The sequence below is a fragment of the Bacteroides togonis genome (assembly GCF_900130135.1).
In the GTDB taxonomy this organism is placed as follows: Bacteria; Bacteroidota; Bacteroidia; order Bacteroidales; family Bacteroidaceae; genus Bacteroides; species Bacteroides pullorum.
In genome coordinates this window covers 1,404,985-1,418,866 of the sequence record NZ_LT670820.1, presented here as the reverse complement: position 1 = coordinate 1,418,866, position 13,882 = coordinate 1,404,985, and the positions used below count along the sequence as shown (strand labels likewise).

The following is a 13,882-nucleotide window of genomic DNA, read 5'->3' as shown; positions in this document are numbered from 1 at the left end:
ATACTGGCTATTTTTCGGGACAAAGATAATAATTTTTACAGCTTTCCCGTTTCTCTTTACCCTTTTTTCTTCTTCAGCGTGATGACGGTAATCTCAGGCCAGGCACCGAAGCGGAATGGGAGTCCGACGTAGCCGATACCCACGTTAACGTAGAGTGCTCGTGCCCCTTCGTAGTACATGCCCGACCATTCCGGGTATTTCAGTGACGAAAGCGAACGACCGAAGAAGGTCATCTGCATGGCGTGTGTATGCCCGGCCAGCATCAGGTCGATGTCCGATTCTGGCAGTACTTCGCGTCGCCAATGTGTGGGATTATGACTCAGTAGGATGCTGAACATGTCTTTCGTGCCGCGGGTGGCCTGCGCTAGGTCGGCATGTTGGGGGAAGGGCGGTTCGCCGTCGTTCTCCACGCCGACGAGGGCGATGCTGTCACCGCGGTGGTGCAGGATGACGTGGCTATTGTCCAGCAGTTGCCAGCCCATAGCCTGCTGCTCATTCCGCAGGTATTGCAGGTTGTCGGCCTCCTCGCGGCTGTTCTTCCAGTGGTAGTAGGTGCCGTAGTCGTGATTGCCCAGAACAGAGTAAACACCGTCAGAGGCTTTCAGGCGCGATAGGATTGGACGGAAAGCGTCCAGCTCGTGGCTCTGTTGATTCACCAAGTCTCCTGTAAAGACAATGAGGTCGGCTTGCTGGCTGTTGGTTAATTCCACCAGTTTCTCTATGGCTGTGGGGTGACCCTGCCAACTGCCGATATGGATGTCCGACAACTGGGCGATGCGATAGCCGTCGAAGCCTTCGGGCAGGCGGTCCGATTCATAGGTTACTTCCTTTACTTCGAAACGCGTGATGCCTGCTGTGGCACCATAAATCACATTGACGAAACTTACAATGCCAAGTACCAAGCCTAGAATGGTGAACGGTGCACGGTGAACAATAAAGGGAGCCCGAGGACTGCGAAACGTTGTGTGTAGTACGACAGCTGAAAAACAGCGTCCCACACCGCGACATAGTATGCCGAGCAGTGAGCAAAGCATGAACAGTATTTTGGGTACGGCCAGGGCCATGACGGCAATAGCCAGGCGGCCGATGGCTTGTGGATGATGAGCCAGAGCATTGTCGCCTGTCAGGTAGATAAGATACAGGTATAGCAGAACCAGGATGGCGGAGGGTAACCAATAGGCAGCACGCCGTGCGAAGTTTTTCGTTCGCCGTACAATGTACACTAGATAGATGTATAGATCCGGTAGAAGTAAAGCAAGAAGTAAGATTAATGTGATTCGATGCATATGTCTTTCAAGTCTTCAATGTCTTTTTTGATTTGGTTCAAGTTCTTGTAGATGAGGTGCTGGTAGAGCAGCCAAATGACAGTGGCTTCAAACAGTATGAAGACGCCGATGATGACTGCTTGTATGAGGGTCGGCAGGTGATAGAACTCCATGGCCCAATAATAGATACCTCCGAAGAGCAGTACCCAAAGGCTGATGGCAGCTACTTCCTGGCGTGTCCACAGACGCAACTTGACGATACGTCGGCTCACTTCAGCAATAGGCAGCAGATCGACACGCGTCTGTTGCATATAGCGGTAGGTGCGCCAGTCCCAGCTACCACCTGCTATTAGTGTCACAGCTAGAAAAATAAGCACGACTTGTAGTTTGGTACGTGTGTCTGTATTGTCAATTAACGAAGGAAGCAGCAGGCAGATGGTTCCAATAGCTATCAGGATGAACAGACCGATACAGAGCGAAATTCGTTGCAGACTCATGAGATTGCCCAGCTTTCGTTCTGCTTTATGTTTGTAGCAGGCAATGAGTTCTGTCACTCGTTCTTCAGTGGTAATATCCTGGTTTTGCAGATGCTTGTCCAACGTCTGCCATGATTTCTTCAATTCCTCCAGTTCCATATCATTCCTCCTTCTTCATTTTTCTCAGTTTCTCCTTGATGCGATTCAGTTTTGTAGCTACGTTCGTTACGGTCAGTCCGGTAATCTCACTGATTTCTTCGTAACTCTTTTCTTCAAGATAAAGTAGGATAATGGATTTCTCCAATTGTCCCAGCCGATTGATCATGCGATACAGTTGTCGCAACATAGCCTGCGTCTCGTCCCATTCTTCACTGCGGTCTGCTTCGGCAGGTGTCAGCGACACGATTTCGGGAATGTTTTTCTCTTTTCGCATAAAGCTGATGCACGTGTTTAGCGAGATACGGTAGATCCATGTGGATAGTTTGCATTCACGACGGAACTTAGGAAAAGCTTTCCATAAGTTCAGTACCACCTCTTGATACAGATCGTTGAGTGGCGCGTTGGGAGTGGCATATAAATAGCACACTTTATAGATGACGCGTTCATATTCTTTGATCAGAGCAACAAACTCTTGTTCTGTTTTATCCATAACTCTTGTGGGGTGGCTTTTTATGATATTGGTCGTCTGCTGGGATAGAAAATCACATCATTCCAGATTGGACGATAAAAATTTTCTCATCTGTTCTATTGGCATTCCTCGTCGACGTGCATAATCTTCTAGCTGCTCTTGGTCGATATGGCCTACGGAGAAGTAGCGGGCTGCTGGATGAGCCAGCATCAGTCCGCTGACAGAAGCATGGGGATGCATGGCACCATTTGTGGTGAGCGTGATGCCGATTTGTTCTAGGTTGAGCAACTGGTCGATGAGGAAGTTGACAGACTGGTCAGGCAGCGAGGGATAACCAACGGCGGGGCGTATACCTTGAAACTTTTCTTGTAGGAGTTCGGCTATGGACAGAGTTTCGTTAGGAGCATAGCCCCAGACGTTTTTGCGTATATATTCGTGCATTTTTTCTGTTGCGGCTTCGGCCAGGCGGTCGGCAAGTGTCTGTACTAGCAAGTGTTGATAAGGATCGTCGGTGTAGAGAGAGTCTGTGTTTCCTGTTACTGTGGCTGCAAATACGCCTACTGTATCGGTCTTTCCTGATGAAAGAGGGCGTACGAAGTCACTTAGACAGAGATAGAATTCTTTATTGGCTGTTGTGGATTGTTGCCGTAGTAAAGGGAAGAGCATTCCATCTAGAAGCAGATTGTCTCCATCGGCGTTGGCACAGCATAGGCGATAGATACATTTGCAAGTAAGTTCGTTTTCCAGCCGGACGAGCATGCGTTGCGCCTCTTTAAAAAGTTGCATGGCTTCAGCAGCTTTGGCTCGATCTGTTTCAGGAAAACGGGCCAGCCACAGAGCACGGCAGGAATCGCAACCATGTATATCTGCAATCGTGGCGAACTTTGGTTGGAATCCCCAGGCATGAAAAAAGTAGATCCAGTTGATATAGGGAGTTGTTTCGGAAATAGAGTAGGAGAGAATAGGCATAGCTGGTGGATAAACAGGTACGGACGGTGACAGAATTGGGATGTCTTTCAATTCTGTACCGTCCGTGCTTGGTAATCTTAGACTTCTTTAATCAGTTCCATTCCCCTCTTGATAGCTTCCTCATTCATCGGAATCAAGTGATGATGGCGTTCTGGCAGTGTTTTTTTCAGTCCTTTGATAACATTCTCCAATGTAACCATGGGTTTGATTTTGAGGAGGCCGCCCAATACGATCATGTTGAATGCCTTAGCATTGTTCATCTCGTTAGCTGCATCCATGGCATCGATACGATAGACGTGAATGTCTTTACGTGTGGGTGGATTGATGATACCATAACCGTCATAGATGAGTACGCCACCAGGTTTTACTTTGCTTTCAAATTTCTCCAGCGAAGGCTGGTTGAGAATGATGGCAGCATCGTACTTACTGAGGATAGGAGATGATATTTTTTCATCGCTGACGATGACAGTCACATTGGCCGTACCGCCTCGTTGTTCGGGACCATAGGCGGGCATCCAAGTGACTTCCTTGCCCTCCATCAGTCCGGAATAGGCCAGAATCTTTCCCATGGACAGTACGCCTTGTCCGCCGAAGCCTGCTATAATGATTTCTTCTTTCATAAGAATAAATGTGCTTAGAGGTTATTTATCTTTTAAATCGCCAAGGGGATAGAAGGGGAACATGTTTTCTTCCATCCATTTGTTGGCTGCAGCGGGTGTCATTTTCCAGCCTGAATTACAAGTGGAAACAATTTCTACCAGATTGCTGCCTTTGCCTGCCATAGAGTTCTCGAAGGCTTTACGGATGGCTTTCTTGGCCTTGCGGATGGCAGGAACAGATTGTACGCTTTGCCGGGTGACATAGGCAGTACCTTCTAGTTGTGCAGCAATGTCGGCCATCTTTAATGGGTAACCATGCAAATGTACATCGCGGCCGTAAGGACAAGTGGCGGTCTTCATGCCTACCAGTGTGGTGGGGGCCATTTGTCCGCCGGTCATTCCATAAATGGCATTGTTGATGAAAATAATAGTGATATTTTCACCACGGTTCAAAGCATGGATGGTTTCCGCCGTACCGATGCAGGCCAAGTCACCGTCGCCCTGATAGGTGAAGACAAGGCGGTCCGGCCAAAGGCGCTTGATGGCGGTAGCCAAAGCGGGTGCACGTCCGTGGGCGGCTTCCTGCCAATCGATGTCCAGATAGTTGTAGATGAAGACGGCGCAGCCTACGGGCGAGATGCCGATAGCTTTGTCTTCCATGCCCATTTCTTCGATGACTTCGGCAATGAGCTTGTGTACCACGCCGTGGCTGCATCCCGGACAGTAGTGCATCGGGTTGTCGTTCATCAGCGTCGGTTTTTTGTAAACCAGGTTTTCGGGTTTGATGATATCTTCTTTTGTCATAATTGCTCCTCCTTATCTGTTGCTAAATCGTATGAAGAACTCCATCACCTTGAAGAAGATGGCGGCCGCACAGACGTAGACAAAGGTCATGAAGTCGTCCACTAGAAAATAGGTGGCGACGGCGGCTACGGCCAGCACGAGGAAGATGATGTTCAGTACGTTTCTTATTTTATCCGTTTCCATCAGTCGAATACATTATTCATTGATGATAATCTTTTCTTTCAGGGCAGCCACGATTTCGTCGGGATCGGGGACGATACCTCCTAGACGGCCGAAGTGTTCGACACGTACCTTGCCGTTGACGGCCAGACGGACATCTTCGATCATCTGTCCAGCGTTCAATTCAGTCACCAGCATACCTTTCACTTTTTCTGCGTATGCAGCAATAGCTTTGGTTGGGAAGGGCCAAAGGGTGATAGGACGCAGGATGCCGACCTTGATGCCTTCTTCGCGGGCCAGTTCCATTGCTTTCTGTCCGATACGGGCCATGGAGCCGAAGGCTACGATGAGATAGTCGGCGTCTTTGCAGTTGATTTCTTCGAAACGAACTTCGTTCTCCTCTATCTGGCGGTATTTTGCTTGGAAGCGGATGTTGTTCTTCTCCATTTCTTCGGGCTTCAGTTCGAGCGAGGTGATGATGTTGGGCTTGCGTCCTTTTGCCTTGCCGGTAGTGGCCCAAGGGCATTGGGCGATGACTTCTGCGTCGGTGCGGCGCGGTTTGGCGGGCGGGAGCACCACTTTCTCCATCATCTGTCCGATGACGCCGTCGGCCAGGATGATGGCCGGATTGCGGTATTTGAAGGCCAGTTCGAAGGCAAGGCCAACGAAGTCGGCCATTTCCTGTACAGAGGCCGGAGCCAAGGCGATGAGGCGGTAGTCACCGTGTCCGCCACCTTTTACGGTTTGGAAATAGTCGGCCTGGCTGGGTTGGATGGTTCCCAAGCCGGGACCTCCGCGCATGACGTTCACGATGAGGCAGGGCAGTTCAGCACCGGCCAGATAGGAGATGCCTTCCTGTTTCAGGCTGACACCGGGGCTGGACGAAGAGGTCATCACCATCTTTCCGCTTCCGGCACCGCCGTACACCATATTGATTGCGGCCACTTCGCTTTCGGCCTGCAGCACCACCATGCCGGTGGTTTCCCAAGGCTTCAGCTCGGCCAGAGTTTCCAATACTTCCGATTGGGGAGTAATCGGGTAACCGAAGTATCCGTCGGCTCCGCAGCGGATGGCGGCGTGGGCGATGGCTTCGTTACCTTTCATTAATACTACTTCTTCTGCCATATTGCTTACTTGTTTTCTTATTCGACTTTGACTTTATAGACCGAGATACAGCCGTCGGGGCAGACGGTGGCGCAGGATGCGCAGCCGTTGCAGGTATCCTCCAGTATCTGGTGTGCGTAATTATATCCTTTGATATTCACCTCCTTGGTGAGGGCTATCACGTGGAGGGGACAGGCCACGACACAGAGGTTGCATCCTTTGCAGCGCTCGGTGTCCACTACGATTGCTCCTTTGATTTTTGCCATAATATACGTTCCTCTTGGTTTTATTATTGATTATACATGTCTTTGTTGTAGAAGTTCAGGATGTCCATCACCATCGCGTAGGCGTTTTTGGCGGGACTGTCGGGATTGATGTCCATCGCGCGACGGTAGTTGTTCAGCGCCTGCTGCCAGTTTCCCTGTTTGCGCCAGGCATTTCCGCAGAGGTAGTAGGCTTGGTCCCGGTGTTCAGCAGAGGTCTGAAGGAAGAGGTCCAGTTCTTTGATGGCTAGTTCCGTTTCTCCCCGGCTGATGAGTTCTTTTATGGTATCTAGTTTCTCCATATTCAATCGCTTTTGGACGTACAAAGATAGCTTTTTATCTCGGACATGTTGCATCTTCGGACATAAAAATGTAAAAAACTGATGGAAAAAAAGACGCCCGAAGTCCGACGATGTTGTCATTCTGTCGGAGCTTCGGGCGTAGCCTGTCTATAACGGTGATGTTTACTTGACAAGTTGTCCGTTGATGTAGAGATTTCGGAACGTTACGTCATGGGCGCCGCGGATATCGTTACCGCCGCGGCTGACGTTGTCGAAGCGGCAGTCTTCCACGCTGACGTTGCTGACGTGGCTGTCGTCGTCCAAGCCGATGATGAGTACGCCCAGTTCGCTTTTTTGGCAGGTGACGTTTTTCAGGTGGACGTTGCGTACGACGGGGTCGTAGCCTCGCTGGCAACGTTCGCGGTTTTCGTATTGCAGGTTGATGCGCAGCACGGCTTCGCGGCACTGGCCGACGGTGATGTTGCGCACGAAGATGTTTTCAATCACCCCGCCGCGGCAGGTGCTGGTCTTGATGCGGATGACGCGATCCAGATCAGGGCTGTCCATGCGGCAGTTCTCGACGTAGAGGTTGCGGTAGCCGCCGGAGATTTCGCTGCCTATCACCACGCCTCCGTGGCCGTTCTTCATCAGGCAGTTGCGCACGATGATGTTCTCGCTGGGGATGTTCCAGCGACGTCCGTCCTGATTGCGGCCGGACTTGATGGCGATGCAGTCGTCGCCCGTGTCGAAGGTGCAGTCTTCGATGAGCACATTCTTGCACGACTCGGGGTCGCAGCCGTCGCCATTGGGACCGCGGTTGTAGACGTGGACGCCTTTCACCGTCAGGCTTTCGCAGAACAGGGGATGGATGACCCAAAAGGGAGAGTTGAGCAGCGTGACGTCTTCGATGAGCACCCGGCGGCAGGCGTAGAGATTGATGAGCTGCGGGCGCAGACCGTCGTCGGGCGTCATGACGCGCCGGTAGACAGGGGCCGACGTCTCGCCGTACATCAGCAGGCGGTCGCGGCCGCCGTTGCGCTGGGCCGTCATGCCTTCCTGCCAGCCGTACTTGGCTGCGCCGCACATGGGCTTCCTGCCAGCCGTACTTGGCTGCGCCGCACATGGGCCACCACGCGTCCATCGATCCCTGGCCGTCGATGACGCCCTTGCCGGTGATGGCGATGTTCGTCTCGCCGTAGGCGTAGATGAGGGGATGGGCGTTGTAGCAGTCGATGCCTTCCCAGCGTGTCAGGACGGCGGGGAAGTAGAGGCTTTGGTCGGTGGAGAAGCGCAGAACGGCACCCTCGGACACGTGCAGGCGGACGTTGCTCTTCAGCGTCAGCGGGCCGGTGTAGAATGTGTCGGCGGGGACGACCACCGTGCCGCCGCCTTCCAGGCTGCACGTCGTGATGGCACGGTTGATGGCTTCGTGGCAAGGGGCATCGGGCGTGCCGGGACGAGCGCCGAAGTCGGTGATGAGGTAGCTTCGGTCGGCGAAGGTGGGACGTTCGATTTGTTTCTCGATTTCGGTGCAGGCTTCGAAGGCTTTGTCGAAGTCGACCGGTCCGGCGGCTGCAAGGGCGGAGCAGAGCAGCAGGCCGGCGCAGAGTAGGTTTCTTTTCATGGTCTTTCGGATGTTACGGTTTGTTTCTGTGCAAAGATAGGCATCCGCGGCCGATGCGCAGGGCGATTTTTTGACGGAAAGGGTGCAGTTTTTGACAAACCGTTTGCCGCGGTGCTTTTCCCGGAGCTGGAAAGCTTCCCGCAGCGTGCAGGGCGGAATCGCGAACTGCGAAAGCTTCCTGCAGCGTGCAGGGCGGAATCGCGAACTGCGAAAGCTTCCTGCAGCGTGCAGGACGGAATCGCGAACTGCGAAAGCTTCCTGCAGCGTGCAGGACGGAATCGCGAACTGCGAAAGCTTCCCGCAGCGTGCAGGGCGGAATCGCGAACTGCGAAAGCTTCCCGCAGCGTGCAGGACGGAATCGCGAACAGCGAAAGCTTCCTGCAGCGTGCAGGGCGTTTTCCCGTTTTGCGGCGGGGCGTTTCCGTCGGACGAAAAAGAAGCGCGGACGGACGCGGGAGCACCGGTGGGGAACATCGGTTTTCTCCGTGCGTCGGTCCGCGCAGGTCTTGTTTGAAATCAGAAATCTGAATTCGGAAATCTTCCGTCAGCCTTTTACCGGGATTTTGTCAATCCGCCGCTGATGGCGTCCGCCTTCGAAGTCGGTGGCGAAGAACTCGGTCATGATACGGTCGGCTTCCTCGCAGGTGATGAAGCGGCCGGGCATGACGAGCACGTTGGCGTCGTTGTGCTGGCGTGCCAGATGGGCAATCTCGGGTATCCAGCAAAGGGCGGCCCGGATGCCCTGATGCTTGTTCAGGGTGATGCCGATGCCTTCGCCGCTGCCGCAGATGGCGATGCCGGGGTAGCATTCGCCCGCCTCGACGGCCAGGGCCAGGGGGTGGGCAAAGTCGGGATAGTCGCAGCTTTCGGCGGTGTAGGTGCCGAAGTCCTTGTAGGACCAGCCGCGTGCGTCGAGCCATTGCTTGACGTACTGCTTCAGCTCGAAGCCTGCGTGGTCGGATGCTAAACCTATTGTCTTCATGTCGTTTCAGATCATTTCTTTCACTTGTTTGTAAACGTTGTCGGCGGTGAAGCCCAGTTTCTCGTCGAGCACTTTGTAGGGGGCGGAGTAGCCGAACGAGGGCAGGCCCCAGACTTTTCCGTTGGCTCCCACGAGGCCTTCTAGGGTGACGGGCAGGCCGGCTGTCAGACCGAAGACTTTGGCTCCGGCGGGGATGATGTTCTCCTGATATTCTTTGTCCTGGCTGCGGAAGAGACCTTCGGAGGGTGCGGAGACGATGCGCACCTTCACGCCGTCGCGGCGGAGCAGCTCGGCACCGGCCACGAGGGTGGAGACTTCGGAACCGGAGGCTACGAGCACCACGTCGGCGTCGGCGTCGGAGCCGGCCACGATGTAGGCGCCGCGTGCCGTCTGCGTGTAGTCGTTTCCGGCGGGCAGGTTCGCGATGTTCTGGCGCGAGAGGATGAGTGCCGTCGGCGTGGCGGTATTCTCCATGGCCAGTCGCCAGGCCTCGGTGGTCTCTTCGACATCAGCGGGACGGAGCACCAGCATGGAGTTGTGTCCCTTGTGGTTTTTCAGTTTTTCCATCAGGCGGATCTGAGCTTCCTGTTCTACGGGTTCGTGCGTCGGCCCGTCTTCACCTACGCGGAAGGCGTCGTGTGTCCAAATGAATTTGATGGGCACTTCCATCAGGGCAGCCATGCGCACGGCAGGTTTCATATAGTCGGAGAAGACGAAGAACGTACCGCATGCGGGGATGACGCCGCCGTGCAGGGCCATGCCGATGCAGCAGCAGGCCATCGTCAGTTCGGATACACCTGCTTGGAAGAAGGCGCCGCTGAAGTCGCCTTTTTGGAAGGCGTGGGTTTTCTTCAGGAAGCCGTCGGTCTTGTCGGAGTTGGAGAGGTCGGCGGAAGCTACAACCATGTTTTCTACCTGTGTGGCCAGTGCACTCAGCACGGTAGCCGATGCAGCGCGCGTGGCAGCGTCAGGCTTTTGGGTGATGGCGGCCCAGTCTACTTGCGGCGCTTTGCCTGCGAAGAATTGCTCCAGTTTGGCGGCCAGCTCGGGATTAGCTTTGGCCCATTCGGCTTGGGCTGCGTGGCGCTCGGCTACGATCTTACGTAGCTCTTCGGTGCGGCGTGCATAGAGCTCGGCTACTTCGGGAAAGATGACAAATGGATTTTCAGGATCACCGCCCAGGTTCTTGATGGTGTTTACGTAAGCATCGCCGCCGAGGGGAGCGCCGTGGGTAGCACAGTTAGCTTCGTAGCTGCTTCCGTCGGCCTTGCGGGCTCCTTTGCCCATGACGGTGTGCCCGATGATGAGGGTGGGGCGTTCGTTCTCAGCTTTTGCTTCAATTAGTGCCTTGCGGATTTCGTCAGGGTTGTTTCCGTCAATGCAGATGACTTTCCATCCCCAGGCTTCGTATTTTTTGGCAGTATCTTCCGTGGTTACTTCTTTAGTTGTGGTAGACAGCTGGATGTCATTGGCGTCGTAGAACATAATGAGGTTGTCCAGTCCCAGCGTTCCGGCGATGCGTCCGCTACCCTGCGAGATTTCTTCCTGTACACCACCGTCGGAGATGTAGGCATAAATTGTCTGATTCATTACCTCGCCGAAGCGTGCTTTCAGGAATTTGGCTGCGATGGCAGCTCCTACGGCAAACGTGTGTCCCTGTCCCAGCGGGCCTGATGTGTTTTCGATGCCGCGCATAACGTCGCGTTCAGGGTGTCCCGGTGTAGGGCTTCCCCATTGGCGGAATTCTTTCAGTTCGTCGATTGTAAACTTGCCCGTCAAGGCCAGTTGCGAGTAGAGCATGGGCGACATATGCCCTGGATCGAGGAAGAAGCGGTCGCGTCCTTCCCATGCGGGTTTTTCGGGATCGTATATCAGAAATTCGGAAAACAATACGTTCACAAAGTCGGCACCGCCCATTGCGCCGCCGGGATGTCCGGACTTGGCTTTCTCAACCATCGAGGCGGCAAGGATGCGGATATTGTCTGCCGCGCGGTTCATTAGCTTGTTGTCGTTCATGTTTAAACAGTTTAAAGGATTATCTTTTTCGTACGGACAAAGATAGGCTTTTATGTGTGAATATCCATCGTTCCTGCCTGTCTTTTTTACTATGTGGGATGTAAATATGGAAAATCCCCTTCTCCAGACATTAGCGTGGGGAAGGGGATCAGATACTTATGCGTGATGAAATCTGGTTATTCCAATCGGCGTGCGCCGTCGCTGATGACTACATCATAGATCTTGGGGCTTCTGCCGAACTTGTTCTTAAATTCTTCTTTTGCTTTTTCAATAAAAGTGCTGTACAGTTCGTCCTTCACCAGATTGATAGTACATCCACCGAAACCGCCGCCCATTACGCGTGAACCTGTCACACCGCAATCGAAAGCAAGATCGTTTAGGAAGTCCAATTCTTCGCAGCTCACTTCGTACAGCTTGCTCATGCCGTGATGCGTTTCGTACATCTTCTGACCTACAGTTTCATAGTCGCCTTTCTCCAAAGCATCGCAAACATCAAGTACGCGTTGGATTTCTTCGATGACATATTCTGCACGTTTGTAGTCTTCTTCTGTTACGTCAGCTTTCACTTCGTTCAGCATTTCCATGTTGCAGTCGCGCAGGTACTCTACGTGTGGATGATTCTTCTGTACAGCTGCTACAACAGCTTCGCAGCTTTGGCGGCGTTTGTTGTAAGCCGAGGATGCCAATTCGTGTTTTACAACGGAGTCAACCAATACGAGGCGATATCCTTTCGGGTCGAATGGGAAATACTGGTATTCCAGCGAACGGCAATCCAAACGGATGAGGCTTCCTTTCTTGCCGAATACGGAAGCAAACTGGTCCATGATGCCGCAGTTTACGCCGCAATAATTATGTTCAGTAGCTTGGCCAACCTTAGCGAGTTCGAATTTATCAATCTTGTTATCGCCGAAAAGATCGTTCAGTGCATATGCATACGTACTTTCTAAAGCTGCAGAAGAAGACATTCCGGCACCAAGGGGAACATCGCCTGCGAAAGCTGTATTGAATCCCTTTACTTCTACACCACGTTTGATCATTTCGCGGCATACACCGAAGATATAACGAGCCCAGCTGGCGCGAGGAGCATCTTCTTCATTAAGGCCGAATTCTACATAGTCCTTCAGGTCGATGGAATAGGCCTTTACAATGTTGGTTCCGTTTGGTTTGATTTCGGCTATCATGCCTTTGTCAATGGCTCCGGGGAATACAAATCCACCGTTATAGTCGGTGTGTTCACCAATAAGGTTGATACGACCCGGAGATGCATATACAGCTCCTGTTGTTCCGTCAAAATGTTTGATGAAACGACTTCTTACGTGTTCTATATCCATGATACTTATAATTTATTAGGTGAATAATAAAAATTACCTGTAATCTTTTCCTTTTTAATGTCTGCTTAATCAACAGGGATATCCTTGTTGACGTTTTTGCAACCTACAAGACCATAATAGAGCAGATAGGCCAGTGCGATAATGATGACCCAGTAGCTGTTCATAAATCCGGCAACGTCGGCCAACCATCCCTGAATAACAGGAAGAATGCCACCGCCGCATACCAATACCATAAATAAGCCAGAGGCCGCTGCCAAGTATTTGCCTAAGCCTTCAACGGCCAAATTGAAGATGCCACCCCACATGATAGAAGTACAGATACCTACTAATACCAGATACATGGCGTTGACGGGCACTTCAGCCATTCCGAAAGACAAGCCTCCTGTAGCACTCTGTTGCAATACGGGCAGATTGACCAATGTGCTGGTCGAAGAGAAAATGGCCAGTAATACTAGAATTAGGCCTAAACCGGAGGTGAAAATCATCATTGTACGGCTTGAGATTCTGGCTCCTAATGATGCACCAGCCAGACGGCCTACCAGCATCAGCAACCAATATGTTCCTACTACAAAACCAGAAATCGTGGACGAAATTCCTGCACCACCCTTCTCGATAGGGTCGGTCAGGAAGAGGTTCAATGTTCCTGGTACGCCTACTTCAACACCTACATAAACAAAGATTGCAATGGCACCCAATACAAAGTGGCGGAATTTCAATGCACCCTTCATTAATGTACCGATAGATTCTGATGATTTGGTTTGGCTGGGTTCGGGGATGTTGACAAACAAAAGCACGAAAAAAGCAAAGGCAAATACGGCCATGGCAGTATACATCACAGGGAAAATTTGTGAAATGGTAGCTTTCTCAACAGAGCCTGCAATAAGGATACCTACAAACATCGGGGTAATGGTAGCCATTACGGAGTTAAACGAACCACCTACTTGGATCAGCTGGTTACCTTTGTTGCCTTCACCACCTAGCTTGTTCAACATTGGGTTGACCACAGTATTGAGCAGACACATGGAAAAACCTGAGATAAAAGCACCGCACAGATATACAGCAAAAGCTGATGAAGGACTGGCGTGGCCTGAAAGATACTGTACTCCTACACCAATGAATCCAATGGCTACAGCGATAAGGGCTGTCTTTTTGTATCCGACTTTGGTTAATAAAATACCACTGGGAATACCCATTACGGCATAAGCAATGAAGTTTCCCAAGTTCCCTAACATACCAAGTGCGTTGGAAACTGAAAATTGATTTTTCAATACAATCCCCATTGGGGCAGCGAGATTCGTAACGAATGCAATCATACCAAAAAGGAAAATCATGGTTATGATGGCGATAATGTTACCATTCTTTTGTTGTGTCATGGTTTTTT

14 protein-coding genes and 1 pseudogene are annotated in these 13,882 nt (G+C 51.9%); all 15 read right to left on the bottom strand.

The window, feature by feature from the left end; translation table 11 throughout:
• Positions 1-56 precede the first annotated feature (56 nt).
• Positions 57-1,286: a metallophosphoesterase gene (locus tag BQ8005_RS06235; RefSeq protein ID WP_075317454.1), complete on the bottom strand. Its 1,230-nt coding sequence runs from the start codon at positions 1,284-1,286 to the stop codon at positions 57-59.
• Positions 1,268-1,900: a hypothetical protein gene (locus tag BQ8005_RS06230; RefSeq protein ID WP_075317453.1), complete on the bottom strand. Its 633-nt coding sequence runs from the start codon at positions 1,898-1,900 to the stop codon at positions 1,268-1,270. Before BQ8005_RS06230 ends, BQ8005_RS06235 begins: the two co-directional genes overlap by 19 nt.
• A gap of 1 nt (position 1,901) precedes the next feature.
• Positions 1,902-2,390 (bottom strand): RNA polymerase sigma factor, encoded by a 489-nt coding sequence (locus tag BQ8005_RS06225; RefSeq protein ID WP_021847876.1) that lies wholly within the window; start codon positions 2,388-2,390, stop codon positions 1,902-1,904.
• A gap of 57 nt (positions 2,391-2,447) precedes the next feature.
• Positions 2,448-3,338 (bottom strand): vitamin B12 dependent-methionine synthase activation domain-containing protein, encoded by an 891-nt coding sequence (locus tag BQ8005_RS06220; RefSeq protein ID WP_075317452.1) that lies wholly within the window; start codon positions 3,336-3,338, stop codon positions 2,448-2,450.
• A 77-nt stretch (positions 3,339-3,415) separates the two neighbouring features.
• Positions 3,416-3,958: a 2-oxoacid:acceptor oxidoreductase family protein gene (locus tag BQ8005_RS06215; RefSeq protein WP_021847874.1), complete on the bottom strand. Its 543-nt coding sequence runs from the start codon at positions 3,956-3,958 to the stop codon at positions 3,416-3,418.
• A gap of 21 nt (positions 3,959-3,979) precedes the next feature.
• A complete protein-coding gene (locus BQ8005_RS06210) occupies positions 3,980-4,741 on the bottom strand; it encodes a thiamine pyrophosphate-dependent enzyme (protein ID WP_075317451.1) in 762 nt (253 codons plus the stop codon).
• Positions 4,742-4,753: 12 nt separating this feature from the next.
• Positions 4,754-4,924, bottom strand: a complete 171-nt coding sequence (locus BQ8005_RS17510) for a hypothetical protein (RefSeq protein WP_021847872.1) — start codon at positions 4,922-4,924, stop codon at positions 4,754-4,756.
• A 12-nt stretch (positions 4,925-4,936) separates the two neighbouring features.
• Entirely contained in the window at positions 4,937-6,025 is a 1,089-nt protein-coding gene (locus BQ8005_RS06205; protein WP_075317450.1) for a 3-methyl-2-oxobutanoate dehydrogenase subunit VorB, read from the bottom strand.
• A 17-nt stretch (positions 6,026-6,042) separates the two neighbouring features.
• Positions 6,043-6,270: a 4Fe-4S dicluster domain-containing protein gene (locus BQ8005_RS06200; protein WP_021847870.1), complete on the bottom strand. Its 228-nt coding sequence runs from the start codon at positions 6,268-6,270 to the stop codon at positions 6,043-6,045.
• A 23-nt stretch (positions 6,271-6,293) separates the two neighbouring features.
• Positions 6,294-6,569 (bottom strand): tetratricopeptide repeat protein, encoded by a 276-nt coding sequence (locus BQ8005_RS06195; RefSeq protein ID WP_021847869.1) that lies wholly within the window; start codon positions 6,567-6,569, stop codon positions 6,294-6,296.
• A gap of 162 nt (positions 6,570-6,731) precedes the next feature.
• A pseudogene (locus tag BQ8005_RS06190) lies at positions 6,732-8,172 on the bottom strand (glycoside hydrolase family 28 protein).
• A 544-nt stretch (positions 8,173-8,716) separates the two neighbouring features.
• Positions 8,717-9,154 (bottom strand): ribose 5-phosphate isomerase B, encoded by a 438-nt coding sequence (gene rpiB, locus BQ8005_RS06185; RefSeq protein WP_021847627.1) that lies wholly within the window; start codon positions 9,152-9,154, stop codon positions 8,717-8,719.
• Positions 9,155-9,160: 6 nt separating this feature from the next.
• Positions 9,161-11,170: a transketolase family protein gene (locus BQ8005_RS06180; RefSeq protein WP_075317449.1), complete on the bottom strand. Its 2,010-nt coding sequence runs from the start codon at positions 11,168-11,170 to the stop codon at positions 9,161-9,163.
• A 176-nt stretch (positions 11,171-11,346) separates the two neighbouring features.
• Positions 11,347-12,501, bottom strand: a complete 1,155-nt coding sequence (gene galK / locus BQ8005_RS06175; protein ID WP_075317448.1) for a galactokinase — start codon at positions 12,499-12,501, stop codon at positions 11,347-11,349.
• Between the two features lie 65 nt (positions 12,502-12,566).
• Positions 12,567-13,874, bottom strand: coding sequence for an MFS transporter (locus BQ8005_RS06170; protein ID WP_021847624.1), 1,308 nt, complete (start codon positions 13,872-13,874; stop codon positions 12,567-12,569).
• Positions 13,875-13,882: the final 8 nt, after the last annotated feature.